Source organism: Gottfriedia sp. ABJ_BB2_2, assembly GCF_055484705.1.
Genome location: NZ_JBVFKR010000012.1, coordinates 77821 through 104062, shown reverse-complemented (window position 1 = coordinate 104062; position 26242 = coordinate 77821). Strand labels below are relative to the sequence as shown.

The 26242-nt window shown below is 33.8% G+C and carries 23 protein-coding genes, 1 riboswitch and 2 other annotated features; of the genes, 3 read left to right on the top strand and 20 right to left on the bottom strand.

Annotation, left to right across the window (positions count from 1 at the left end; translation table 11 throughout):
• Positions 1-220: 220 nt before the first annotated feature.
• Positions 221-452 (bottom strand) — a binding site (T-box leader).
• Positions 453-503: 51 nt separating this feature from the next.
• Positions 504-736 (bottom strand) — a binding site (T-box leader).
• Between the two features lie 437 nt (positions 737-1173).
• Both ACX6U0_RS19165 and ACX6U0_RS19160 read right to left on the bottom strand, forming a co-directional pair.
• The gene (locus ACX6U0_RS19165) at positions 1174-2127 is read right to left on the bottom strand and encodes an ABC transporter permease (protein WP_464961456.1); all 954 of its coding nucleotides are present in this window, start codon (positions 2125-2127) and stop codon (positions 1174-1176) included.
• A 73-nt stretch (positions 2128-2200) separates the two neighbouring features.
• Entirely contained in the window at positions 2201-3097 is an 897-nt protein-coding gene (locus ACX6U0_RS19160) for an ABC transporter ATP-binding protein (RefSeq protein ID WP_464961455.1), read from the bottom strand.
• 722 nt (positions 3098-3819) lie between these two features.
• On the opposite strand from ACX6U0_RS19160, the gene ACX6U0_RS19155 reads away from it, so the two are divergent.
• A complete protein-coding gene (locus ACX6U0_RS19155; protein WP_464961454.1) occupies positions 3820-4389 on the top strand; it encodes a biotin transporter BioY in 570 nt (189 codons plus the stop codon).
• Positions 4390-4518: 129 nt separating this feature from the next.
• Here the strand turns inward: ACX6U0_RS19155 and ACX6U0_RS19150 are convergent, their stop codons facing one another.
• The 3 genes from ACX6U0_RS19150 to ACX6U0_RS19140 form a co-directional block, all read right to left on the bottom strand.
• Positions 4519-5034, bottom strand: a complete 516-nt coding sequence (locus tag ACX6U0_RS19150) for a GDYXXLXY domain-containing protein (protein ID WP_464961453.1) — start codon at positions 5032-5034, stop codon at positions 4519-4521.
• Positions 5024-6262: a DUF2157 domain-containing protein gene (locus tag ACX6U0_RS19145; RefSeq protein WP_464961452.1), complete on the bottom strand. Its 1239-nt coding sequence runs from the start codon at positions 6260-6262 to the stop codon at positions 5024-5026. Before ACX6U0_RS19145 ends, ACX6U0_RS19150 begins: the two co-directional genes overlap by 11 nt.
• A 261-nt stretch (positions 6263-6523) precedes the next feature.
• Positions 6524-6994, bottom strand: a complete 471-nt coding sequence (locus tag ACX6U0_RS19140; RefSeq protein ID WP_464961451.1) for a DinB family protein — start codon at positions 6992-6994, stop codon at positions 6524-6526.
• A 181-nt stretch (positions 6995-7175) separates the two neighbouring features.
• Here ACX6U0_RS19140 and ACX6U0_RS19135 point away from each other — a divergent pair, with 181 nt between their 5' ends.
• Together ACX6U0_RS19135 and ACX6U0_RS19130 are read left to right on the top strand one after the other, a co-directional pair.
• A complete protein-coding gene (locus ACX6U0_RS19135; RefSeq protein WP_464961450.1) occupies positions 7176-7847 on the top strand; it encodes a response regulator transcription factor in 672 nt (223 codons plus the stop codon).
• Positions 7844-8842, top strand: a complete 999-nt coding sequence (locus tag ACX6U0_RS19130; protein ID WP_464961449.1) for a sensor histidine kinase — start codon at positions 7844-7846, stop codon at positions 8840-8842. Before ACX6U0_RS19135 ends, ACX6U0_RS19130 begins: the two co-directional genes overlap by 4 nt.
• A 625-nt stretch (positions 8843-9467) precedes the next feature.
• Here the strand turns inward: ACX6U0_RS19130 and ACX6U0_RS19125 are convergent.
• The 15 genes from ACX6U0_RS19125 to ACX6U0_RS19055 form a co-directional block, all read right to left on the bottom strand.
• A complete protein-coding gene (locus ACX6U0_RS19125; protein ID WP_464961448.1) occupies positions 9468-11432 on the bottom strand; it encodes an ABC transporter permease in 1965 nt (654 codons plus the stop codon).
• Positions 11433-11434: 2 nt separating this feature from the next.
• The gene (locus tag ACX6U0_RS19120) at positions 11435-12175 is read right to left on the bottom strand and encodes an ABC transporter ATP-binding protein (protein WP_464961447.1); all 741 of its coding nucleotides are present in this window, start codon (positions 12173-12175) and stop codon (positions 11435-11437) included.
• Between the two features lie 202 nt (positions 12176-12377).
• Positions 12378-13907, bottom strand: a complete 1530-nt coding sequence (locus tag ACX6U0_RS19115; RefSeq protein ID WP_464961446.1) for an acyl-CoA carboxylase subunit beta — start codon at positions 13905-13907, stop codon at positions 12378-12380.
• A gap of 5 nt (positions 13908-13912) precedes the next feature.
• On the bottom strand, positions 13913-14692 hold the full coding sequence (locus ACX6U0_RS19110; RefSeq protein WP_464961445.1) for an enoyl-CoA hydratase-related protein: 780 nt from the start codon (positions 14690-14692) through the stop codon (positions 13913-13915).
• Entirely contained in the window at positions 14693-15604 is a 912-nt protein-coding gene (locus ACX6U0_RS19105) for a hydroxymethylglutaryl-CoA lyase (protein WP_464961444.1), read from the bottom strand. It lies immediately after the preceding gene.
• 10 nt (positions 15605-15614) lie between these two features.
• On the bottom strand, positions 15615-15836 hold the full coding sequence (locus tag ACX6U0_RS19100; protein ID WP_464961443.1) for a biotin/lipoyl-containing protein: 222 nt from the start codon (positions 15834-15836) through the stop codon (positions 15615-15617).
• A 10-nt stretch (positions 15837-15846) separates the two neighbouring features.
• Positions 15847-17187, bottom strand: coding sequence for an acetyl-CoA carboxylase biotin carboxylase subunit (locus ACX6U0_RS19095; RefSeq protein WP_464961442.1), 1341 nt, complete (start codon positions 17185-17187; stop codon positions 15847-15849).
• A gap of 11 nt (positions 17188-17198) precedes the next feature.
• Positions 17199-18344, bottom strand: a complete 1146-nt coding sequence (locus ACX6U0_RS19090; protein WP_088000952.1) for an acyl-CoA dehydrogenase family protein — start codon at positions 18342-18344, stop codon at positions 17199-17201.
• Positions 18345-18759: 415 nt separating this feature from the next.
• Positions 18760-19743 (bottom strand): quinone oxidoreductase family protein, encoded by a 984-nt coding sequence (locus tag ACX6U0_RS19085; protein ID WP_464961441.1) that lies wholly within the window; start codon positions 19741-19743, stop codon positions 18760-18762.
• A 168-nt stretch (positions 19744-19911) separates the two neighbouring features.
• Positions 19912-20547 carry a thiamine phosphate synthase gene (thiE, locus tag ACX6U0_RS19080; protein ID WP_464961440.1) on the bottom strand — a complete coding sequence of 212 codons (636 nt, stop codon included), beginning with the start codon at positions 20545-20547 and terminating at the stop codon, positions 19912-19914.
• Entirely contained in the window at positions 20544-21350 is an 807-nt protein-coding gene (gene thiM / locus ACX6U0_RS19075) for a hydroxyethylthiazole kinase (protein WP_464961439.1), read from the bottom strand. The genes thiE and thiM overlap by 4 nt, the downstream gene beginning before the upstream one ends.
• Positions 21337-22572: a putative hydroxymethylpyrimidine transporter CytX gene (gene cytX, locus ACX6U0_RS19070; protein ID WP_464961438.1), complete on the bottom strand. Its 1236-nt coding sequence runs from the start codon at positions 22570-22572 to the stop codon at positions 21337-21339. The genes thiM and cytX overlap by 14 nt, the downstream gene beginning before the upstream one ends.
• Positions 22565-23371: a bifunctional hydroxymethylpyrimidine kinase/phosphomethylpyrimidine kinase gene (gene thiD / locus ACX6U0_RS19065; protein WP_464961437.1), complete on the bottom strand. Its 807-nt coding sequence runs from the start codon at positions 23369-23371 to the stop codon at positions 22565-22567. The genes cytX and thiD overlap by 8 nt, the downstream gene beginning before the upstream one ends.
• Positions 23372-23510: 139 nt before the next feature.
• Positions 23511-23621, bottom strand: a riboswitch (TPP riboswitch).
• Positions 23622-23754: 133 nt separating this feature from the next.
• Positions 23755-24981, bottom strand: coding sequence for a type III PLP-dependent enzyme (locus ACX6U0_RS19060; RefSeq protein WP_464961436.1), 1227 nt, complete (start codon positions 24979-24981; stop codon positions 23755-23757).
• A gap of 21 nt (positions 24982-25002) precedes the next feature.
• The gene (locus ACX6U0_RS19055; RefSeq protein WP_464961435.1) at positions 25003-26229 is read right to left on the bottom strand and encodes an MFS transporter; all 1227 of its coding nucleotides are present in this window, start codon (positions 26227-26229) and stop codon (positions 25003-25005) included.
• Positions 26230-26242 lie beyond the last annotated feature (13 nt).

Sequence of the window (26242 nt, the reverse complement as noted above, 5' to 3'; positions counted from 1 at the left end):
AGAAAAGTGGAACCGCCTCGCTCAGGACCGACAAGCATAAGACAAAGATCAGTGAAGGTTGCTCTTTAACCTTTGCTGGGCTTTGGCTTATGACCTCGAGGGACTAGGCGGTGGAACTAGACATCACGAAAAGTGGAACCGCCTCGCCCAAGACCGACATTTTTAAAAAAACTGTCTTTATCGCTAAGGCCCTCAAAAAAAAAGTCCCTACTGTTTACACAGTAGGGACGAACATTCTAGTCGCGGTACCACCCTAGTTATTAGTACTCAAATATAACAATACTAATATCTTCATTTCATAACGGCTCTTCACCGTCTTCCCCTCACTATTTCGTTTCGAAGAAGATGCTCCGGGACTGTAATTCATGTTGTTTTTTGTACTGATTTGCACCAACCATCAGCTCTCTGTCACAGGGAAAACATCACTACTTTGTTCCTTTCATTGCTTTACACTATTCAATTTATTTTTACTTAAAAATAAAAAAAGTCCCTACTGTCTACACAGTAGGGACGAAATGGTTAAATTCGCGGTACCACCCTAAATTATTAGTATGTAAATTACTATACTAATATCTTCATTTCATAACGGCTCTTCACCGTCTTCCCCTCACTTTATTGCTTCGAGGAAGATGCTCAAGGATTGTAATTCATGTTGTTTTTTGTACTGATTCACACCACCATCAGCTCTCTGTTACAGGGAAAACACCACTACTCGAGTTCCTATCATTGCTTTTCGTCATTTGATTAATAACAACTTTATTCCTAAACGAACCAAATGTCAACAATTTTTTATCCCAAAATAAAGTTATACTAATATATTTTACAGGACTTATCTATTTAGAATAGGACATTAAAACATTTTTTTAACCGAACAAATTATTTTTTATACTAAAGTAAACAATACATCGAATCGTTTTCTCCAAAAAGACAGTCAATTCACATGGTGCTAGAGTAATTCACCTAAGAACATACTTTACTGCAGTCTCTCAACAACTTATCTATTCAGTAGAATGCTAACATTTCCACTCCACTAAACTCCTTATCAAATTTAATTATTTCGATATAATTACTCACGATATTCTTGCTAAATAAAATTCTATCTTTATCTTTATCCATACAGCACAAAGTCAATAGAAAAAGCACAATCTTAATAGATTGTGCTCTTTTAAAAACTTATGCAGTTACATCTCGTTTTGAAAATACGTAAAAAGCTAGGAATAGGAAAACAATCAAATAACATATTAATACAATGCTCGAGAAAGCCATCGTCATTCCTTCAACTAAAGGTGCTCCATCCATATATTGCATTAGATTTGTGTTTGCAAAAAGTATGTATTTTGCCCATTCATATTTTGCCGCAATCAACGTAGTAATTATATTTCCCATAAATAATAAGAAGATTGATAAACCGATGGCAATCGTATTGTTTCTAAAGATTGTAGAGACCATAAATGCCATCGTAGCAAGCATAAATGTGTCAATGAAACTTAGTAAATATAGCTTTGCAGAATATAGTAAACGACTTTGCTCTTCAACATGCCCATCTACATATGCTAAGTAAGATGGATTCCCATCAGCTGGGCCAAAAAGTATTAAACCTATTACTAGAGATGCACAAAATAAAACCGCTAAAAATACAAGACCAAACAGAGTACTAGTTAAATATTTCGCTAAAATAATTTTACTTCTAGAATAAGGTCTAATTAGTAACAATTTAATCGTTCCCCAGTTAAATTCACTTGCTACAATATTTGCAGCAATAATAATTGTGAATAAACCCACTAGTACAATCACGTCTGATGTGCTATCAATAAATGTCCAAACATTTCTCTCCTCATTCGGAGTTATATCATGTTTTATTCTATATTCATTTACTGCTATGTTTTTTTCAATAAATTTTCTATTTGGATCGTTTTTACCGACTTCTTTTAAATCTTTTTTCATTGAATCCGTTTCTTGTTGTAATACTTGTTTCCATTTATCATCAGTTACTTGTTGAGATTTACCTTCTGAATATTTTGTAAAACCTCCTATCACTCCTACTAAAATAATAACAAGAGCAATCATGACAAGTGTTCCCGGTCTTTTTATAATTTTTATCCATTCATTTTGTATCAATTTTATCATAGTCATATTCCCTTCTCTTAGAAATACTCAAAGTATGTATTTGTATTTATTTTCACTATCTTACACCGTTGAATTACACATTCGTTATTTCAAGGAAACGGTCTTCTAATGTTTTTGAATTCACCTTAATTCCATAAATTTTTACACCTGCATGAACTAATTTTTCTATCATATCAGGCACGTCTTCCCTAGATGCTTGAACATACAAATCACCTTTACTCACATCAACACTATATACAGACAGTATTTTTTGAGCAGAACTTATATCACTAACTTCAACAATATATGTTTGAGATTCTTCATTAATCAGTTCATTTACCGTTTGCACACCGACGAGCTCACCTTTTTGAATAATGCCAATTCGATCACACATCATTTCCATCTCAGATAAAAGATGACTAGATACAATAACAGCCATTCCTTTTTCTCGTGTTAATTTTTGTAAATAATCCCTCATCTCACGAATACCAGCTGGGTCAAGTCCATTTGTTGGCTCATCCAAAATAAGTACTTTTGGATCGTGCAATAAGCATTGTGCTAGTCCCAGTCGTTGCCTCATACCGAGTGAATAAGTTTTTACTTTACTGCGAATCGCACTTGTTAACCCTACAAGCTCGACAACCTCATCAATTTTCTCTTTCGTGATTCCTTTTACCATTCGTGCATATTGCATTAAATTATCGTATCCGCTTAGAAATTTATATAACTCTGGATTTTCAACGATCGCACCAATATTCGCAACAGCTTTTTCAAAGTCCGTTTTTATGCTGTTTCCGTTGATGATTACATCACCTTCAGTAATACTCATTAGACCAACCATCATCCTAATAGTCGTTGTCTTCCCAGCACCATTTGGACCTAAAAACCCAAAAACTTCTCCTTCATAAATATCAAAACTTAAATCAGAAACAATTTTCTTATTTTTGATTTCTTTGGATAAACCTTTAATTTGTACAATCGCTCTTCCCATGTTGTCCTCCTTATTAATAGCTGCTTAAAAGTATTTCAAAATAAAAAAATCCATCATACTTCTTTTTCTATTAAATTATTAAAAATCCTTTAAAAATGTTAAAATTTTCCTTTTTATTTATCGAATGTAGCTTTTTTGTATATTTTATTCACTTAAACTTAGATAAAAAATCAGATAGTACAATCAAAAATGAAACAAGCGTAATATGATATACAAATGGATCAGTGAGCTATTTTTCAGAAGTTCAAAGATAGAAAAATGGCATCACACTAACATCCAAATTTAAAAAGAGTACAGATAGAACATTATTGGAGCTTAACATAAAGTTAGTCATAGCTAGTTCTTGAAACATACTTTTAAACAATTTGTCATACGATTTAACACAATTATATTTCTTCATTACGTAATGCTTCTAAATGAGATAGTATCAACTGATGATCAATATTCACATGCCTAATTATGCGATTTTGATGGAGGATACTTGATTGGTAAACTATTTAAAATTATTTATGTATATTATTTTTTTACTTGTCGCAATTTATTTGGATATAAAATTGTAACTCGTCATTCTTTTGAATAGAAAGAAGAGAAAACCATGTTGGTGGTTTTCTTTTTTTATGTCGTATTTAGTTATTGACAATTTTTGCTTATAAAATATAATTAACTTATCATATGTTAACTAAAAATATAAATAAGTTAACATTAAGAATGGGGGATTTAAAATGCATCCAGAAAGATTGAAAATGCTTATTACTTCAGCTTTATTTGCATCGATTATTGGTATACTTGCACAAATATCTATTCCTTTACCTTTTTCTCCTGTACCGATTACAGGTCAAACACTAGCAATCGGACTTGCTGCAACAATTTTAGGCAGAAAATACGGAACGATATCAGTACTTATCTATTTAGCAATTGGTGCGATTGGAGTACCTGTATACGCTGAGTTTTCAGCTGGATTTAGTGCACTTATAGGGCCTACTGGTGGCTATTTAATTGGATTTATACCAACTGTATTAATCATTGCTTACTATATAGAAAAAACTAGATTCACAGTCTTACAAGTATTCATAGCAAATACGATTGGAATGCTAGTTACATTAATATTTGGAACAATTTGGTTAAAAATCTCTTTGGATTTAGGTTGGAAAGCAGCACTAACAGGTGGATTTTACCCGTTTATCATTTTAGGACTTGTTAAAGCATACTTAGCTGCTACAATTGGCGTTATTGTAAGAAAGCGTCTTGAGAAAGCTAATTTATTAAAAGTTGAAAGTAATATTTCAGCTTAATTAAAAAAAGAACCCTTTTAATGGGTTCTTTTTCAATATATTCATCTTCTTAATGAAACGTTTGTTTAGTTATTTCCCTATACATCTCCCTATGAAAAAGATAAACCACTCAAATGAGTGGTTTTCTTGTTAGTTTGAGACCTTAACTGATTGAACAACTGCACGGTCCTTTTTTTGTTTAATTGTTACAATATAATCTTGACCTGATTGATTATACTCATCCATTTGATGTTCTGGAATATAAAATCGATCAAGATTATGGTTGATATTCATTACTTTTTCGCCATTATCATATGTATCGTAGAGATATGATATTTTGGCACTAATATATTTTAATTTTTCAGGGCGTTGATCTGTTACAAAATCAAAAACGTAGAGCCCCTTTTCACTCTTTTTGAACACAATATAAACCTTCTGCCCTTCTTTTGGTTTCGCTTTACCTTTCCAATCCTTATCTTTAATTTCATCGAATTTATATGATAGTGCCGCATAGTGACCAAATAATGGCTCGATAGGATCTAAGCTTTCTGCCTCAATCTTAAAAGTCTCAGCAGTTTGTTTAAAGTACATAATGCTTCCAAGTAATGAAAGTAGCAAAATCAACTGAATAAGTGACAATAATATTAGTTTCATTTTATTTTGCATGTTCATCACCTCTTGCTTTTTTCGATTGTAAAAAGACGATATAGAGTATAACTGCAAGAATAATGAATACGATTGATTTACCTATGAAAGTAACAGATAAACCTGTGTAAATACCAATTACAAGAATAATAAAAGTAATAAAGCCAATGATCATACTTCTTTTTTCTTCATGTGAAACACCAAAGAATAAGCGAATACAAGAATAAGCGAATAATATTAAAACACCAACAATCATATTAGCTAATTCATCTTGAATACCCAAAATTGGTAATAGGAAAATGAATAGATAAATCCAGAGATAATTTTTAATTTCCTCATTATTTTTCCATTTTCTATAAACTGTATAGATGGCTAATAAAATGCACAATAGCATTAGAATATTGAAAACTGGAAAGGCTAATTCTTTTTGAATTTCATGGATTACATCATAAGTTACTCCCATGATCGTAATGATAAATGTAGCAATCCAAATAAATGGAGAAATGAAAGGTAGTAATACATAATCAATCACTTCAAGTTCATTAAGTAGCCACAAAACAAATATTACCGTGATAATTGGTATAATATACTGACGATCAGAAATTGTTTCAAAAAACACGATGATAGTATAGCCTAAAAAAGTATAGTTGAAGCTCGCATTCCAGCGAGTTTTCATTTTCATAAGGAAATAAATTGAACAAAGTAATAATGGTAGCTGTAAGAGATATACATAAGACGTTCCATTATCAGCACTATAGTTTAAACTAAATAATCCAATTCCTAAGAATAAATAATAAAACATGTCGTGCTTTAAAAAGTAATAATATAGAAAGGCTAATAAAGTCCAAGTTATAAGAAAAATTGGGCTATCGCTAGAAAATTGATACATTTGTACAATTAAAACGAAGGCACACGCATATCCAATTACATTTATGAAATTCAAACAATTTCCGAAAAGCTCTTTACCTTTTTGATAACTGATAAACGCCGCTGAATGAAAAATGATTAATGTAACAAAAATAATGACTAATCTTACAGTTTGATCGTAATTATTCCAGTTGCTTCCAACGAGCGCTAGTATTGAAAAAGCAACTAGTAAAGCAATAAGAAAGGGTACGATATTCGTTAAAAAGGACTGCTTCTCACTTTTATTCCTATGATTTTCATAGGTTAGGATTCTGCTTACAGTCTCGTCATCTATTAACTCATGAGACCGCCACTCTTTTAGTTTTTGATCGATTTTATTCATTGTTTGCCCCCTGTTTTGTAGTGCAAAATAAATACGCTACTTAACATCAAAATAATTCAATTGATTAAGAAACTTTTAATGTTTTAATATCATTATAAGCTCCAAATACTGTTTCTAGTATAAATAGTTCTAAGATTTAGATGATTAAGAGAATGAATCAAACGTTTGTTTAACTATTTGTTAAAAAAAGAAAAGCACCCCATTTCTGGAATGCCTCAAAAACATGTCCTATTTTCTTTTCTTCAATATTCTCTATATCTATTAATCCCAAATATTCGGTCGTTCAATATTCATTGTTCGCATGTAGTCCAATAATTGGCCAGTATGAACAGATTCATGATAAGCCACTCGTAGTAACATATCTCCTAGTGTACGGATATATCCTACGTCTGAACGATCTATTTTTACACTCTCTAGTTCAGAAACTTCTATTGATTTAAGATAGTTAATAAATTCATTTCGAAGAGGTACTGCTCTATCTAAATCATCTTGTACATTCGTAAATTCAATTAAGTCGTATGGATTTTCAGGATTTGATATACTTTTTCTATTTTGTAAGATTTGAAGATAAATATATTCACTTTCAAGTACATGCCGAACCATTTCCGCACAAGTTAAAGCTTTTTCATCTGGCTTCCAATTTAACATATTAGTAGGAATTGCTTGCCAAACTTTCAAACTTCTACGTCTAATTTCTTCAAAATTTAGTACAATTAAATCGATTTGGTTCATAAAAATCCCTCCTTATATTATTAGTAAATTATACCATAAATCAACTCGCAAAAAGAACTAATGTTCTCATTTTAATTTGGCCTACTTCTTTGTTTTTGCGTTTATTGTAGATTCCCTTTTCGTATGATAGTCTTTTCATGACGAGTAAATACTGAATATTCTTTTCAAAATGGAGGTAAAAATGTTCAAAATCATGATTGTAGAAGATGATGAGAAAATTAGAAAAATAGTCTCTGAAACTTTACAGAAATGGCAGTTTGAAGTAATTGAAATCAATCAGTTTGATCAAGTACTTACTGAGTTTGAGAAAGCTCAACCTCATTTAGTATTATTAGATATTAATCTACCGTCTTTGGATGGCTTTTATTGGTGTCAACAAATTCGGACGGTTTCTAAGGTTCCCATTATATTTCTTTCATCAAGAAATCAAAATATGGATGTCATAATGGCTATTAATATGGGTGGAGATGATTTCGTTCAGAAACCATTTGATTTAGGTGTTTTAGTCGCAAAAGTAAGTGCATTACTAAGAAGAAATTATACATATCAGGATGAAACTAATACGCAATTAATTCATCGTGACTTAAAGTTTCATTTAAATAACTCATCAATTGAATATCATAATAATTCAATTGAGTTATCTCGAAATGAATTTATTATTATGCAAATTTTAATGAGAAACATTGGTAAAATCGTATCGCGCGAGAATTTAATGCAAGCTTTGTGGAATGATGAACAATTTGTGGATGATAACACTTTGACTGTAAATGTAAATCGTTTAAGAAGAAAAATAGCTGGACTTGGTCTTGAAGAATTTATCATTACACGTAAAGGGCTAGGTTATCTAATATGAAGCAGTTTTGGCTATTTTTAAAGTTCGAGAAATCTTATCTTTATATGTTCATTATTAATAACATTGTATTAGGTGCTTTATTTTATACAGACCCGACAATCTCTTTAAAATGGCAAACATTCATATATGCAACTACATTAAATTTACTTATTTTAGCTGGTTTTTTACTTTATCGTTTTCAGAAAAACATTCATATTGTTCGTCGAATCGATGAAGAAGATCACGAGAACTTATCATTTGAAGGTTTCTTTTATCAACAGCATTTAGAGGAATTAAAAAAAAATCAAATTCGAACAATAAATGAAATTCAGTATAAACAGAAAGAGTATCATGATTTTATTGTATCGTGGTTTCATGAAATCAAAACGCCTATTTCAGTATTAAGTTTAATGCAGCAAACTGAATTTGATGAGAAAAGCTTAGGGGAAGAAATAACTAAAATCGAGCATTATGTAGACCAAGCCCTTTATTATGCAAAACTAGAAAACTTTCATCAAGATTATGAAATCGTAAATTGTAATGTGGAACGGATTGTAAAAGAAGTTGTGAAGAACAACTCAAAAGCGTTTATTGCTAAAAAAATCCGCTTGCACTTATCATTACATTCTACGGTTGTACAAAGTGATTCCAAATGGCTACAGTTTATTTTAAATCAATTGATTAGCAACAGTTTAAAATATACTAATAGTCATGGAGAAATCTCAATTTCTACTGAAGATACGGTGAAAGAAAAACGTTTAATTATACAGGATACAGGTATTGGTATTGATCAGCAAGATCTCCCTCGCATTTTTAATCGTGGGTTTACAGGTAAAAATGGACGTATTTATACAAAATCAACTGGTATGGGACTTTACTTAGCACAGGAGTTATCAAATAAACTCGGGCATTATATTACTTGTACGTCTGAAGAAAATGTTTTTACGAAATTCGTGATTCATTTTCCTAAAAATAATGATCCTTATTTATCGACGATAAAGGAAAATACATATTAGTAAACGAAAAAATCACAATTAAACTAATAAATAACATGAATATTAAAATTGGTAATGGTGGCGTACTAAGGTCTGATTGACTTAAGGACACCACTTTATAATTATAAAAAAGTATGTGTTGATTTCCACTGCAGGATGCTCGCTTTCCGTGGGGCGTGCGCTGAGCCTCCTCGGCGCTTTCGCGCCTGTGGGGTCTCACCTGTCCCGCTTCTCCCACAGGAGTCGAGCACCTTCCGTTGCAATCTTATTGTTTAATGAGAGGATGACTCTAAGTACTATCTTAAAATTACTGCCATTATAAAATACAATATTTATAAATTAAAGATCTACTTTTTATGTTTTTAGTTTAACCACCCTCTCTGACCAATTCAGTGTCATAGATACCTATAAAATATAAAAGTAAGAAAAAAATATATAAACATTTGAAGAAGACTTTGATGGTCACATCCTAAAAACAGTAAGAATGGTTCTGAAAGTGTAAAACTCTCATGTAGCTAGTTTTTTAACTAAATAATTAACGATAAATAATATGAGGACCAAATCCAATGCGATTTAGTCCTCTTATTATTTATCCTTATACACTTAAGCTGATTCCACACATGCATTGTCATTGTTTTTGTGATTCTTAACGTCTTTGGTTCACTATTTTATAGTAAATACTTGTAGATGATAAATATAATAAACAGTAAATCAAGGTATAGACTAGTAGGACTCCTAAAATTACACTTGTTAGTTCTGGAAAGTCTTGAACAGAGTCTAGCATGTAGTATTTTAGAATCAGCCAGCTATGAATGATGCCTAATACTAAAGGGGGCATGAAAACGAATAGTAATTGTTTACGAATTACTTTTTTCAAAACTTTATTATTTACTCCTATTTTACGTAGTATGGCATATTGTTTTTGCTCTTCAGTTGCTTCACGTAATTGTTTAAAGTAAATAACACTGGCTAGCGCAAACAGGGCTATGATTGCAAGGAAGCATGCTGAAAAAAGCATTAGTGAAGAGCTTTCAATTTGTTTTGAATATACATCAGCAAAGGATGAGTAATAGGCATTTGGTGTTTTTGCAACTACTGAGTAAATTTGTTTTGAAAGTGATTCAGCATTTTTGGCATTTTTAATTGTATAAATCTCATACTGTTGTTTGGTTGCATGGTCCTTTAACTCTGAGTATGCTACATCTGAAATAACTAGAACTGATGGTTTTTTGTCCATTGATCCATGTGGACTTGTTGCCCATCCAATTAGGGCATAATCCTTCTTTTCTACCAAACTGAAGGTCTTTTCTTGATTCGTTTTGATACTAAACTTAGGTCGCTTATTTCGCTCATATACTACTCCAAAGTCAGTTCCTTGAGAAAGCGAGACAGCTTCTGTTCCCTTTAGTTTAACTTTTTGGTCATCGCCTCGTTTTGAAACGATTTGATTGTAGGTAGTTTCGTTAAAAAGAAAAACTTCTTTTGAGAAATATGAAGGCTCCTCAAATGCTAATTTACGGTCAGAATTTGCTTTAGATACTAACCCCTCAATTGTTTCGTGATCTTCAATTTTATGATTTGATTTTATAATCAGACTTTCAATTTTCTCATTTGTTTCTTTATTAATAGATTGGTAAGCAATATTGTTCGGTAGGTTCCTGTCAACTGCCTCAAATTGTACCTTGTAATTAATCGTTACAAATCCAATTAATATGATTAAAATGGCACTAAATAAAGTTATAAACGTTAAGTTTAACGTATTACTTCTTATTTGAAACTTTAACGATGACGCCCAAAGTACTGTGTTACCTTCTCGATAATTTTTTCTACTACTAATATATTGAAGTAACCATCCAGTAAACTGACGGAAGAATAAATAAGTTCCACCTAATATGCCAATTGTTACTGTAATTAACCCTATTTTTGCGTGCTCCTGCCATAAAACCGACTCTCTACCACTACTAATACAAAAAATTGAAATCCCTAATAACAAGATTGATAGTAGTGCTAAAAATGGTGATGATTTAAACACCTTTTCCATTTTTGTATGAGCATGAAAAAGTTCAATTAATTGGACTCTTCTAATCATAAAGAAACTTTGAAAACTGATAATAACGGCAAGTAAAAAGAATAGTAATACAGTAGAACCAATCGCTTCAATTGGAAAATTCAAAGAAATGACGTTCGTATAATTCATTAAGTTCATTAGTAACATACCAAAGAACTTTGAAAGTAGTCCTCCTATTAACATGCCACTTACTAAAGAAAAACCACCGATCATTAGATTTTCATAGAATATCATTAATGTAATTTGTGTTTCACTCATTCCAAATAATAGATACATTCCAAACTCTTTTTTTCTTTGTTTCATAAAAAAGGAATTAGCATATAAAATAAAGAAAATGATAAATAGGAATATGACAACTGTCGCGATCATCACACCCATTTGGAAATTTTCCTTATTCTTAAGTGCATTAATAATATCTTCGTTATACATTAAAGCCGAGAATGTAAATTGAATAATAACACCGATAATCATTGAAACTAGGTAAATTGTATATAAACGAAAATTGCGCTTTATATTACGTCTCGTTAGCTCGAGAAGGCTCATGATTAATTACCTCCCATCAAGCTTTGAGTATCTAAAATGCGATCATAAAATGTTTTTTGATCCTGATCTCCTTTATAAAGCTCATTGACAATCTTTCCGTCTCTTAAAAAAATGACACGTTTACAATAACTTGCAGCATATGGGTCATGTGAAACCATTAATATCGTAGTTTGAAATATCTCATTTAGGTTCACAAGTTGTTCCAATAATTGTGTTGCCGAACGTGAATCAAGTGCTCCCGTTGGCTCATCTGCAAAAACAATAGCTGGATTTGTTATGATTGCGCGAGCAGAAGCAGCTCGTTGCTTTTGCCCCCCTGAAATTTCATTTGGATATTTATGAAGAATATCTTCAATATTTAAAGCCTTAATGATTGGACTTAAACGCTCTTCCATTTCTTTTGATGATACATTCCTTAGAGAAAGGGGTAATAAAATATTTTCTTTTACATTTAATGTATCTAGTAAGTTATAATCCTGAAAAATAAATCCCATATGTTCTTGCCTAAATTTTCTCAACGCCTTTTTATTTAAATCTAATAAGGATTGTTCTTCTAACCATACTTCTCCGCCAGTGAATTGATCGATTGTAGATAAAACATTCATTAATGTAGACTTACCTGATCCAGATGGACCCATTATTGCTGTAAACTCTCCTAAATTAACTATCAAATCAATATTTTTTAAAACGGTTGTTTTTCCGTAGTTTTTAGATAAATTCTTTGTTCGGATTACAGTTTTCATATTGATGACCTCCTATTCATGTTAAATATAATCTGAATTGATTTAGATAACCATCGATTTAACATGAACTAACATGACGATATTGTCACTTTCAAACAATATTTTGTTTTATGTTACCCTGCTACTGATAACTGATGCACGTACAGCACTCCCCAATCTATTCATAAAAAAACAGCCCTTTATCAAGGACTGTTATCTTTAATTATACCGGATATACACCATGCTTTTTCGTGCTTGGCGTTTCGTATGATTCCGAGTAGTACTCAAATCGTTTAATTAGTTCAGATCGAAGCTCTTCTGGTTGAATGACAACATCAACAACTAATTCTGATGCTAAACGGTAAATATCAATATCCTCTGAATACTCTTTACGCTTTTCTTGAATGAATGCAGCTTGTTCTTCTTTTGGTAAGCTTGCAATTTTATTAGCGTATACTGCGTTTACTGCAGCTTCAGGACCCATTACTGCAATTTGAGCAGATGGAAATGCAATAACGCAGTCAGTTTCAAATGCAGGACCAGCCATTGCGTATAAACCGGCACCATATGCTTTACGAACAATTACCGAAATTTTTGGCACTGTTGCGTTACTCATGCTGTATAACATTTTCGCACCGTGTCGGATAATTCCTGCACGTTCTACTTTTGTGCCAATCATAAATCCTGGTACATCCATTAAGAATAATAAAGGAATATGGTAAGCATCACATAAATTGATAAATTTAGCTGCTTTATCCGCTGAATCAGGGAATAATACCCCACCTTTAACCTTAGGTTGATTTGCTACAATTCCAACACTTCGTCCATCAATTCTAGCAAAACCAGTTACTAATTCAGGTGCGAATAATTTTTTGATTTCAAAGAATGAATCTTCATCTACTACTCGATCGATAAACTCATAAATAGAAAATGGTACGTTTTGATTACCTGGAATCATTTCAGCTAATGATTTTTCTTTTACTACTGGGTTCTTAGCTTCTACAACAGGTGACGCTTGTTTAAAGTTGGCAGGTAAAAATGATAAATACTCTTTTACTTGTCGAATTGCATCTTCTTCTGACTCACATAAAACATCCCCACATCCTGAAACTGAACAGTGCATTCTAGCTCCGCCCATTTCTTCAAGCGTTACTTTTTCACCGATAACCATTTCAGCCATACGAGGTGATCCTAAATACATAGATGAGTTGCCTTCAACCATGAATACAGCATCACAAAATGCAGGTATATACGCACCACCAGCAGCTGATGGGCCAAATAATAAACAAACTTGAGGTACTTGGCCAGACAGCTTAATTTGATTATGGAATATTCGTCCTGCGCCTCGTCTTCCTGGGAACATAAATACTTGGTCAGTAATACGTGCGCCAGCTGAATCTACAAGGTAGATTAATGGGCATAGCATTTTTTTGCAAGTTTCTTGGATACGAATAATTTTCTCTACTGTTTTTTCACCCCAAGATCCTGCTTTTACAGTAGAATCATTTGCCATTACACAAACTGTACGACCATTAATCTTTCCGATTCCTGTAATAATTCCGTCTGCTGGAAACTCATCATTTACGCAATTGGCAAACAAACCATCTTCTACGAAACTATCTTTATCTACTAGCTGATTAATTCTCTCTCTAGCAAAAAGCTTTCCAATTTTAGCATTGCTCTCATGATACTTTTCTTTCCCACCAGAAAGTATTTGGTCTTTTCGAGCTTGATATGTTGCTTCGTTTGACATGTGAGTTACTCTCCTTTGTATTGTGGTTTACGTTTTTCTTGAAACGCATTTAAGCCTTCCATACGGTCCTCAGTATGTAGTAATCTTTCGTACTCGTATGTTTCTAATCTTAAACCTAAATCTAATGGTAGATCGAAGCCAGATTGAATCGCTTTTTTTGCTGCGCGTATTGCAAGAGGTCCCTTACTTGCAATTGCTTCACAAATTTCTAATGCTTTATTTTGTAATTCATCTAATTCAACAACATGTTCTAAAATTCCAATTTGCTCAGCTTCTTGTGCATTTAATCGTTTACCTGTATAGATTAATTCCTTAGCTTTTCCAATTCCAACCAAGCGTGGTAGTCTTTGTGTTCCACCAGCTCCAGGAATAATCGCTAAGGATGTTTCTGGTAAGCCTACTATTGCATCTTTATGAGCAAGGCGAATATCACAAGCTAAAGCAAGTTCCAAGCCTCCGCCTAATGCAACGCCATTAATAGCTGCGATTGCTGGCATTGGAAGCTTTTCAATTTTAAAGAATAGGGATCCAATCATAGCAACGGTTTCCCTAGCTTCACTTTCAGTCATGCCTCTTCTTTCCTTTAAATCAGCTCCACTGCAAAAGTAAGAAGAACCACTACCTGTAAATAATACTGCACGAATATCTGATGCTTTTGATAATTTGTCCATTTCATCATGAAGAGCATCTAATAACTCGCGAGATAAGGAATTTGCTTGTTTCGTTCGGTTAAGCGTAAATACTCTTACATGTCCAATATCATTTACAAGTAAACAGGATTCCATTTAAATACTCTCCTTTGAACCATTCCATACGGAAAATAATTTACTAACTGGCGTCAAGTTCATCGTCTCAGAAATATAATTTGTCGCATGGTGAAGTTTCTTTTCATCAACACCAGTTGAAATACCTAATCGATGAAGTAATGAAACAATATCTTCAGTTGCTACATTTCCACTTGCTCCCGGTGCATATGGACAGCCACCTAACCCTCCAGTTGACGAATCGAATCGTTCAATTCCAAATAACAATGAAGTATATAGATTTGCCATCGCACGACCGTATGTATCGTGAAAGTGCATTGCAATCTGATCAACAGATATTTCTTTTAATAAATCCTCTAAAAATTCATTTACTTGATATGGTGTAGCAATGCCAATCGTGTCTCCAAAAGAAATTTCATCTACACCATAGTCAACTAATTGATTAGCCATTTTAATAACTTGAACAGTATTGATATTGCCTTCATAAGGACAACCAAATACTGTTGATATATATGCTCTTGTAGATTTTTTATGCTGTTTACATTCAGTAATCATCGAACGAATTTCACTCATTGACTGCTCAATACTAGCATTTTTATTTTTCAAATTATGTGTTTCACTGGCAGAAACGAAAAAGTTAATTTCATCTGCATCAGCTTCAAATGCACTGATTAGTCCTCTTTTATTTGGGACAAGCGCTGCATAAGTAACCCCATCTTTTTTGTTAAGTTTTGTGAATAGATCAACAGAGTCACTAAGTTGTGGGATCCAGTCTGGCCTAACAAATGATGAAACTTCAATATAAGATAAACCACTTTCTACTAATAAATCGATCCATTCAAGCTTCTTTTCTGTTGGAACAAACTGCTTCTCATTTTGTAACCCATCACGTGGTCCAACTTCCCTTAAAATAACTGATTGAGGTAGTTTCATTTGTTTACTCCTAACCTAGCTTTTCAACTTGGATTAATGAGTCGCCTTCATTCACAAAATCGCCTTCTTGCACAAATACATTTACAACCTTGCATTTATATGGTGCAGCATGTGGAATTTCCATTTTCATAGATTCTAAGATGACATATTCGCCGTCACTATTGATTTCGTCTCCTACTGCTACTAGTAATTTCCATACGCTACCTGCCATCATTGCCGTTAAATTTTCCATTATATAAACCTCACTTTACTTTTTGATATTCACTAATAAAATTAGTCGCATAATCGCCTTCTTGGAATGACTTCGTAGAAAGAATATCAATTAAAAATGGCACATTCGTTTTAATTCCTTCAATACGTACATTTGATAAATACGACTGAAGTTGATGCACTGCGTCTTTTCTAGTTTTTGAAGTCACAATTACTTTCGCTAAAAGTGGATCATAAAATGGCGATACAACCCAACCATCGTAAAGATGTGTATCAACCCTCACACCTTCTACCTCTGGAAAACTACAATGTTGAACAGTTCCAGGAGATGGGAAAAACGTTTTAGGATCCTCCGCATAAACCCTTACCTCAATCGAGTGTCCATTCATCTCTACATGATGTGGACGAATTGGAAGAATTTCACCAAATGTAATGCGGAATTGCCATTCAACTAAATCAATTCCTGTAATCCCTTCAGTAACGCCGTGTTCTACTTGTAATCTAGTATTCATTTCTAAGAAATAGATATTTTCGTTCTCATCTACTAGAAATTCAATCGTACCTACATTTATATATTTCATTTTTTTAGCAATTGTAAGTGCATACTCTTCTAATTTTTTGCGTCCATGTGATGAAAGAAATGGTGATGGTGCCTCTTCAACAACCTTTTGGTTTCTTCTTTGAATTGAGCAGTCTCTTTCAAACAGGAACACTATATTGCCAAGTGTATCTGCTGCAATTTGTGCTTCAATATGTCTTGGTTTTAAGATTGCTTTTTCAATAAATACATCATCATTTGCAAAGAATTGAAGTGCTCTTGTTTGAGTTGCAGCAAATTCCTTTTCTAGTTGCTCTTGATTCTCGATTAATTTCATACCAATCCCACCACCACCACTGGAGGCTTTTAACATGACAGGATAACCAATATCGAATGCAATTTCTTTTGCTTCTTCTACAGATTGAATTGGGTGAGAGTTCCCTTTGATAACAGGAATATTTAATTGCTCCATGAGCTGTCTAGCTCTAATTTTTTCACCCATCATTTCTAAATGTTCAGGCTTAGGACCTACAAATAAAATTCCAGCTTCTGCACATTTTTTAGCAAAATCACTATTTTCTGATAGGAAACCGTAACCTGGATGAATTGCAGTTACGTTGTTTTCTTTAGCCAACTGAATAATATAATCGCTATTTAAATACGTATCTTTTGTATGGTTTCCTTTAAGAGGGAAAGCCTCATCACTTAACTTAACATGCAAACTTTCCTTATCAGCCTCTGAGTAGATAGCAACAGTTTGATAACGCAGTTTTTTACATGTTTGGATAATTCTGCATGCGATTTCCCCGCGGTTTGCAATCAGTATTTTGATCATATTCTCGCTCCTTATCGGCATCCTAATTGTCTTGCAATAACGATACGTTGAATTTCAGAAGTTCCTTCACCAATTTCAAGTAACTTAGCATCACGTACTAAACGTTCAATACCATATTCCTTCATGTATCCGTAACCGCCATGAATTTGTAATGACTCATTCGCAATTTTGGAAGCGATTTCAGAAGCGTATAACTTAGCAAACGCCGCTTCTTTTGTAAAAGGTTTTCCATTATCCTTTAACCATGCAGCTTTGTGTACCATATTTCGAGCTAGTTCAATTCCCATTGCCATATCTGCTAGCTTAAATTGAATTGCTTGGAAGCTAGAAAGAGGCTGGTTAAATTGTTTACGTTCTTTTGAGTAAGCTAATGCCTTATCAAAAGCCTTTTGTGCAATACCTACAGCAAGAGCTGCGATTGAAATTCTTCCACCATCTAATGTATATAAAAACTGGCCAAACCCTTTATCCGGATTACCTAGAATATTTTCTTTCGGTACTCGTACTTCATTTAAAACAATTTGAGTCGTATTTGATGCCCTTACACCCATCTTGTCATAAGGATCTGTAATCGTTAATCCTTCTGAATCGGTAGGTACAATAAATGCACAAATATTTTTCTTTCCTCTTTCATCTATTGAAGTATAAGCTGTAACAATAATTGTATTTGAATATTGAGCATTCGTAATCCAGCATTTCTCACCTGTAATCACGTACTCGTCTCCATCTAATACTGCTCTTGTTTGTGTTCCCCCAGCATCAGAACCAGCATTAGGTTCTGTTAAGCCGAATGCGCCAAGCGTTTTTCCTTGTGCCATTGGAACCAAGTACTTTTGCTTTTGTTCTTCCGTACCAAAATAATAAATTGGAGATGCGCCAAGTGAAATTGTGGCAGCAAAACTTAAACCAGTTCCACCACATGCACGTCCTATTTCTTCTACAGCTATTGCATAACTAATTGTATCGCTTCCGCTTCCACCGTATTCTTCAGGAAAAGGAATACCTAACAAACCTAATTCACCCATTTTTTGGAATGTTTCAATTGGGAATCTACTATCGCGGTCATTTTCTTCTGCAAAAGGCTCAATTTCCTTCTCTGCAAAGCTTCGTACCATTTCTTGAATCAATTGCTGTTCTTTAGATAATAAAAAATCCATGTGCTAGTCACTCTCCTTTTAATAGTAAGGTACGTTTTAAAAAACGTAAGAATGCCTCCAACTGTCGGTTTTCTCAGTGGAGTCAGTTTATATCTATATTAAAAAATAATATAGTCTTACAATTGATAATATTCGATATATTATACCAATTTCCTTTGTGCAAAATTCTTATAATTTCGACAAATTAAGACAAGTGGTTAGTACAAGGTATTGAATGCCGATATTTCATTCCAAATACAAAAACACTACCTTAAGTAGTGTTTACTTAATATATATATGAAGTTAGTAATATAGACATTCCTTTTATTTTGTCCATGTTTAGGAATAAATTGGTCACTTGAACAGCTTGTTCGGTGACATATATCAAGTCTCATCAGTCCCTCTATTTATATCTACCGCCATAATGAATCCTTGTTCATTTATCCCTTACATTTAATAAAATCTTACCAATACTTTGTCGACTCTCTAGTAATCTATGAGCACTCACGGCTTCTTCTAATGAAAATTGATGACCTATTTTAATCGTTAACTGGCCATTTTCAATAAAGTTGAATATTTGTTTAGCCGTTTCCTTCAATAACTCAGGGCGTTCTTTTCTTGTTGTACCTAAACTAAATCCTAAAATAGATCGACAACTTGAATGCAACTGTTCTGTATTAAAATGTCCTACTTCCCCACTTGAGTTTCCAAAATGAACGAGCCGACCATATGGTGCTAAACATTGTAAACTTTGCTCAGATATTCTACCAGCTATTGAATCTAGTACAATATTTGCTCCTTTACCGTCTGTTAATTCATTTACTTTTTGAGCAAAGTCTTCCTTTTCATAACAAATAACATCATCAGCACCAGCAGCTTGTGCAACTTCAGCCTTCTTTTCGTTTCCAACCGTGCCAATGATTTTACCTGCACCTAAAATCTTAGCAATCTGTATAGCTGTAGTCCCTACTCCTCCAGCTGCAGAATGGATTAGGACTGTTTCTCCTTTTTCAATTACAGCTACATCGGCTAATAATTTATATGAAAGAAAAGATACAGTTAGACATGACGCAGCTATATCAAATCCGACTCTTTTTGGTATATGAAATGTTAAATTTTCATTTGCTACTACGTATTCAGCATATGAGCCACCAACTGGAAATGCCGCTACTCTCTCTCCGACTTTAAATTGCGTTACTTCCTTTCCAACAGCAATAATGACACCAGCAGCATCCAATCCTGGGATAAATGGAAATGTGCCTTGCCCTTTTTTTCCGTATCTTGATTTTATATCTGCAAAATTAACACTGGCTTTTTCTACTTTAATTAACACTTGCTTTGAGTTAAATGTAGGGATATCTAAATCAACATACTTTAATACTTCTGGTTTACCGAACTTAGTTACAACAACCGCCTTCACGCTATTCACCTCATTTATAACCTTTACTTTCATTTTACAATTTGAAAGACTTGTTTAAAAATAGCGTTTTATTATGAGGTACAATAAGAAAAACTTATTCATGATTGGATCATATCGATTTCACCAATAAAAAAACTACCTTACCATATAGATAAGATAGTTTTACAATTAATCATTCATTTTAATGATGAATGTTTCTGCTGCTCCTTTAATATCTTCTTTCCCTAAAATAGCAGATACAATGGCAACACCGTCTATTTTCGTTTTCATCAGTTCAGTTACATTTTCTTCATTAATTCCACCAATCCCAACAATTGGAATCGAGATTGCTTCACGGATTACGTGTAATTGTTCTAGTGATACAGACTTTGCATCTAATTTTGTACTTGTTGGATAAATAGAGCCAATCCCAACATAATCAGCACCTTGTTCTTGTGCAAGAAGCGCTTCTTCTAATGTCGTTGCAGACACTCCAATAATCATATCTTTTCCGACGATTTCCCTTGCTACCGTGAGTGGTAAATCCTCTTGACCAATATGTAAACCTTCTGCTTTTATTGCAAGTGCAATATCTAATCGATCATTGATAACGAGTGGAACACCATATTTTAATGTTACTTCTTTTACCTTTAGCGCAAGTTCATAAAAGTCTAAGCTACTGCAGTTTTTTTCTCTTAGCTGAACAATCGTTGTTCCACCTTTAATTGCATCCTCAACTGACTGGATTAAATCCCTTCCCCCTAATACATCTCGGTCTGTCACTAGATACAGCTTATAGTCAACTTTATTTCTTAATACACTCATTCAATTTTACCTCCTTTTAGCAATGTTTCTGCTGACATTTTGGAGATTTCATCAAATAAGTTTACTTTAAATGTTCCAATTGCTTGGTCCTTTGTTAAACGTTCCTTTGCCAACTCACCACTTAACCCCATAATCGTAATGCCGGTAATTGCAGCAAGAAAATAATCTTTTGTTACACCAGCGAATGTTCCAATTAAAGATGTACTCATGCATCCTGTTCCTGTTACATCTGCAAGCATTTTATCACCATTTGAAATTTTACAAAGTTTATCTAATGATGCCACAATGTCAACGGCTCCAGTAATGGCTACAACCGTACCTAATTTCACTGCTAAAGCTCTAGCAATTTCAACGCCATTTTCTTCATTCGCAACTGAATCAACGCCTTTAATCTGTACATTTATTCCTGCGATTATTTTTATTTCAGACATATTTCCACGTATGACCGCGAATCGAACTTCTTTTAATAAAATAGCCGTTGTCTCCGTTCGGAGTGTAGTAGCTCCTACACCAACTGGATCCAAAATAACTGGGATTCCAAGTTGGTTTGCTTTTTTTCCTGCCGTGATCATTGATTGAATTGTTCTTTCGTTCAACGTACCAATATTGATGACTAGTGCTGATGCAAAAGCTAACATTTCCTCAACTTCTGCTAAATCATCTGCCATGACTGGCGAACCACCAATCGCAAGAACCATATTTGCACAATCATTAACCGTTACATAGTTTGTAATATGATGTACTAATGGTTTTTTACCCTTTACATCTCCAATTAACTGACTGATTTCATTAAGAACTGACATGTTTATTTCCCCCTACATGCTGATTAGTAAATTTATTTATAACAAATTGAACGACAATATAAATCAAACCAATGACTACCATACTAGGAATAGTTGCTCCTAGAAAACTATCAAATTGTACAAACTGTCGATAGATAAATATCCCAACTACCCAAATAAGCATAGCAACCCAATCTAACATTAAGGTTTTTCTAATTTTTGTACGCTTTAAAATAAAATAATCCGTTAACAAAATTGCATACAAAGGTGCAAAAAAAGAACCAATTAAATATAAAAATCCTTCATATTTTTCAATCGGAAATACCATTGCAAGTATTGTTCCTATAATCGTCAATACAATTGCGACATGCTTTCCATTTAATTTGGGAAATACAGTTGTCAATGAAATACCACCAGAATATGCATCCATAAAAGTAGTCGTAACTGTTGCTAACACAACGATTCCAACTGCAAATAATCCAAGATTTGCACTCATTAGAACTGCCACTGGATCATATTCATTAAATGCTAGAGCAGCCCCTAGTCCGATTGCATACATCCATGAACTACCAACCATATAACCAACGAAACTTCCAATTGCACCTTCACGAGTTGACTTAGCAAAACGAGTATAGTCACTTATTAATGGAAGCCATGATAATGGCATGATAACGGATAGTTCTACTGCAGCACCAAAAGACATCTCAGAAGTACCAGGTTTAAAAAGGAATTCACTATGCTTGAAAATAACAAAGCACAAAACAATCGTTAGTAAAAATAATAGCGCTACTGCTACACTATTTAACTTCTTCCAAGCATTTTGACCAAAATATAACCAAATACAAATCAATAAGCCAACAATAAGACACCATACCCAAGGCTGATTAAAATGAAAATCAGATCTAGTTACTACATTAATAGATCTAGCTCCTGTAACAATCATAACTGCCGTCCAGCCCACTAGTTGCAACACATTTAATATAGAAAATAAATAACTGCCATATCTTCCAAATGATATTTTAGTAGATTCCATTGCCGTTAAACGCTCTCTTGAACCGATAACGCCACCTAACACAAGAAGTAGCGTACCAAGTAAATGTCCGATTAGAATAGCAGTCAATCCTTTTGTAAAACCTAAAGGTGCAATGAGCGCACCAGTCATAATTTCAGCGATTGAAACTGCGGCACCAAACCAAAGTGTTGCGAAGTTCCATCTTGTTAAATTGCCAGTTTGTTTAGACATGCAAAATACCCGCCTTTTGATACATTGAATAAAAATGATGTACGGGACCTACGCCCTTCCCGATGGAGAATGAATGTTGAATTGCTAATGTTATGTATTCTTTTGCCCTACTAATTGCTTCGTTTAATTGAAATTCATTTGCCAGATTAGAAGCTATGCTTGATGATAAAGTACACCCTGTACCATGTGTATTATTGGTAGCTATTCTAGTACTCTTATAATAAGTAAATTCATCCCCATCATAGCTAACATCTGTCGCATCGTTTTCTAAATGACCACCTTTTACAAGAACAGCTTTAGCACCTAATGTATGAATCAAAATTGCAGCCTCTTCCATCTCTTGAATAGTTGAAATGCTTTTACCTGTAATTACTTCTGCCTCAGGTAGATTAGGTGTTATGACAGTTGCTAATGGAATCAATTCTTGAATTAACGCTTCTTTCGCATCTGGGCTTAACAAATCATAACCGCTTTTCGAAACCATAACTGGATCAACGACAATGTGCTTTGGCTTATACTGTCTTAGTTTTTCAGCAATGATTTTAATCGTATCAATTTGTGATACCATCCCAATCTTTACTGAATCAACTTCAATATCAGTAAAGATTGCATCTAGCTGACTTGCTATCATTTTTGGTGTTATATCTTGAACTGCAAATACACCTTGTGTATTTTGAGCCGTCACTGCGGTAATCACACTCATGCCAAAAACACCATGAGCTGAAAATGTTTTCAAATCCGCTTGAATTCCAGCCCCACCACTTGAGTCAGAACCCGCAATTGTTAATACTTTTTTCAATTTTTTTCCTCCCATTTAGTGAATAGACTTTTTTGATCTACAGATAGAAGTTGTGGATTGATTTAGAGAACAAAAAAAGCACAAATCCCCATAGGGACTTGTGCTCGAACAAATCAATGTTGTAAATGCATATAAATATGCATTTAATCGCTCACTTTCCTACGCTGGCATTATCCAGATCAGGTTAAAGGGTCAAAGACAATTGTGTCTTAATCTCAGCCGACCATTTACGGCACCCCTAGTACTATTCAAAATATCAAATTGTATTTCTCTTACATATTAATTAATACTATTACTAAATTCAAGTAGTTAGACTAATTTATTCATCTTGAATGATTTACATTTAGTTTGAAGATCATTTGTTGGTCAAATTTGGTCTTAGCTTATCCATTTTTCACAAGGAGTTGTTCGCTTGTTAATAGTAAGCCAGAATCAATATAAAACCGCTCTGGATGTGGATGGCTGAGAAAATCATGATGAGAAATAGACCAACCGTATGCCCCTGCATAGCTAAATAAGAGAATATCACCTACTCTTAATCTAGTTATATTTACATCTCTTGCAAGTACATCATTAGGAGTACATAACTCACCTGCTACTGTAATGTTCGCATTCATTAGTTCAGGACGCTCAAATGAGTATGACCAATTTTCTACTGGAACAATTGTAAAAGGATGATTTTGTTTCCAAGCAGCTGGAAGTCTTAAATGGTGACTTCCACCACGGAGTACACAAAAATATTGTTCATGATTTTGTTTAATATCTAAAACCTCAGTCGCATAATATCCACATGATGAGGTAATATAACGTCCACATTCAAATAAAATTTGCCAGTTTTTATCTTTGTTTTTTTCTATGATTTTATGTAAAACAATCATAAATTCTTCCCAGTTAAACTGGTCATGTAATTCTAGATAGTTAATACCGATTCCACCTCCTACATTCAGGTAGGAAATATCTAGATTAAACTCACTTTCCCAAGCTCTAGATAATGCAAAGCAATGGTCTACAAAATAAGCATGTGCCATCGCATCAATATTATTAGACATGGCATGAAAATGAAAACCGCATAGTTTTATATTTGGCATTGATTTCACTAGTGATATTGCCTTTGGTATCTCTTTTTCATCAATACCAAATTGAGTTGGAACACCAGCCATTTTTAACTTGGCATTCGGTACAGACCGGCGAAGATTCACACGAAATAAAATCGATACATTAATTTCTCTTTTTTTGGCAATATGGTTCACTACATTTAGTTCATGGAAACTCTCCACATGTAATAAAGTCACACCGTGATGGATTGCCATGTCAATTTCTTCATAAGTTTTTCCAGGACCACCGAACAAAATCGGAATATGCTGATCGACTGACCTAACTTTTTCAATTTCCCCTAAAGAAGCAACTTCAAACCCACTTACATGTGGAGCTAACGTTTTAAGCAGCGTTTCATCAGAGTTGGCTTTAATTGCGTAGAATAACTGACAGCTTGCTGGAAGAGTTGTCAAAAGTGCTTCTACGTGACTACGTAATTTTGATAAGTCATATATATAAGCACAAAGTGGTTTCTCTTGTTTCATTCGATAAGTTTGCACAATATTTTCAATCAACTTTCTAAAACCTCCATCGAATTATATTTTCATGATTTGTTTTCTTTTCATCACAATCATTAATGTCGTTATAATACAACCTAATCCCATTACATTACCTGCCAAGTGAGTTCCTAAACTCGTTGCTATTGCTCCAATTAATAACGCTCCTAAAGGAATAAAGCCTCTGTCCATTAAAGCGATACTTAATATTCTGCCACGAAGATGATCTGGTACTTGCTTCTGTAACGTAATGCGGCTTAATGTACGATAAGTTTGACTAGTTAATCCAACTAAAAACATCGCGATACTGGCAATCATTAGATTTGTTGTTCCAATAAATAAAAGTAAAGAGCAGCCAAAACTAATGATTGAATAGATTAACCATTTACCTGGTTCATTGATTTCTTTACCGATAGATAACCATGTCGTGCCTGCAATTGCTCCGACTGATGAAATCGATAGTAACATTCCAAACCCTTCAGGTCCTAAGTGTAGAAGCTCTCTAGCAAATAATGGCGTCATTGTTGTATAAGGGAATCCAAATATCATTGGGACAATCGCAAGTATGAGTAATGACTGCACTGACGGTTTTTCTCTAACAAATGTTACTGCCTCTAATAAGGTAATTTTCTCTCCTTCTGCTTTCCTTTTTAATGGTTGAAAGTTTTTGCGAATAAGAGATAAAGAGATTAATACACTAAACGTCCCCCAAGCATTGATATAAAATATATTGGCAATATCAGTCATTCCAATTAATAATCCTGCAATTGCTGGCCCAATCATACGTGATAGATTAATGATCATCGTATTAATTGCGATTGCACTTGCCATCGAAGATTGAGGGACAAGATTTGGAATAAAAGCATTACGGACTGGTGGATCCATAGCTGCAAGCATGGCCCTTAAAGTCACAATGAAGGCAAATAACCAAAATGCTGGTTCCTCCTTAATGAGAAATCCGAGTATAAATGTTAATAACATCATGCCGATTTGCAGCCAAATCAATACTTTTCTTCGGTCCATCCTATCAGCCAATATTCCAGCTGGTACACTTAGTAAAAATGTAGGAACTAAGCGACAAGCATTAATAATACCTAAATGAATAGGCGAATTTGTAAACTGGAGGACTGCCCAATTTAGTGCAACTAAATCCATCCAATCGCCTACCCTAGAAATGAAACTGCCAGTCATGAATATTGTGAATGACTTAGATTGAAACGCAAAGCGCGGTGTTTTCTTTATATCTTGAACTTCAACTTGTGCCATATAACTTACTTTA

Coding starts and splice junctions, on each gene's coding strand:
- ACX6U0_RS19165 (WP_464961456.1), bottom strand. CDS start 2,127: ATGATAAAATTGATACAAAATGAATGGATAAAAATTATAAAAAGACCG.
- ACX6U0_RS19160 (WP_464961455.1), bottom strand. CDS start 3,097: ATGGGAAGAGCGATTGTACAAATTAAAGGTTTATCCAAAGAAATCAAA.
- ACX6U0_RS19155 (WP_464961454.1), top strand. CDS start 3,820: ATGCATCCAGAAAGATTGAAAATGCTTATTACTTCAGCTTTATTTGCA.
- ACX6U0_RS19150 (WP_464961453.1), bottom strand. CDS start 5,034: ATGCAAAATAAAATGAAACTAATATTATTGTCACTTATTCAGTTGATT.
- ACX6U0_RS19145 (WP_464961452.1), bottom strand. CDS start 6,262: ATGAATAAAATCGATCAAAAACTAAAAGAGTGGCGGTCTCATGAGTTA.
- ACX6U0_RS19140 (WP_464961451.1), bottom strand. CDS start 6,994: ATGAACCAAATCGATTTAATTGTACTAAATTTTGAAGAAATTAGACGT.
- ACX6U0_RS19135 (WP_464961450.1), top strand. CDS start 7,176: ATGTTCAAAATCATGATTGTAGAAGATGATGAGAAAATTAGAAAAATA.
- ACX6U0_RS19130 (WP_464961449.1), top strand. CDS start 7,844: ATGAAGCAGTTTTGGCTATTTTTAAAGTTCGAGAAATCTTATCTTTAT.
- ACX6U0_RS19125 (WP_464961448.1), bottom strand. CDS start 11,432: ATGAGCCTTCTCGAGCTAACGAGACGTAATATAAAGCGCAATTTTCGT.
- ACX6U0_RS19120 (WP_464961447.1), bottom strand. CDS start 12,175: ATGAAAACTGTAATCCGAACAAAGAATTTATCTAAAAACTACGGAAAA.
- ACX6U0_RS19115 (WP_464961446.1), bottom strand. CDS start 13,907: ATGTCAAACGAAGCAACATATCAAGCTCGAAAAGACCAAATACTTTCT.
- ACX6U0_RS19110 (WP_464961445.1), bottom strand. CDS start 14,692: ATGGAATCCTGTTTACTTGTAAATGATATTGGACATGTAAGAGTATTT.
- ACX6U0_RS19105 (WP_464961444.1), bottom strand. CDS start 15,604: ATGAAACTACCTCAATCAGTTATTTTAAGGGAAGTTGGACCACGTGAT.
- ACX6U0_RS19100 (WP_464961443.1), bottom strand. CDS start 15,836: ATGGAAAATTTAACGGCAATGATGGCAGGTAGCGTATGGAAATTACTA.
- ACX6U0_RS19095 (WP_464961442.1), bottom strand. CDS start 17,187: ATGATCAAAATACTGATTGCAAACCGCGGGGAAATCGCATGCAGAATT.
- ACX6U0_RS19090 (WP_088000952.1), bottom strand. CDS start 18,344: ATGGATTTTTTATTATCTAAAGAACAGCAATTGATTCAAGAAATGGTA.
- thiE (WP_464961440.1), bottom strand. CDS start 20,547: ATGAGTGTATTAAGAAATAAAGTTGACTATAAGCTGTATCTAGTGACA.
- thiM (WP_464961439.1), bottom strand. CDS start 21,350: ATGTCAGTTCTTAATGAAATCAGTCAGTTAATTGGAGATGTAAAGGGT.
- cytX (WP_464961438.1), bottom strand. CDS start 22,572: ATGTCTAAACAAACTGGCAATTTAACAAGATGGAACTTCGCAACACTT.
- ACX6U0_RS19055 (WP_464961435.1), bottom strand. CDS start 26,229: ATGGCACAAGTTGAAGTTCAAGATATAAAGAAAACACCGCGCTTTGCG.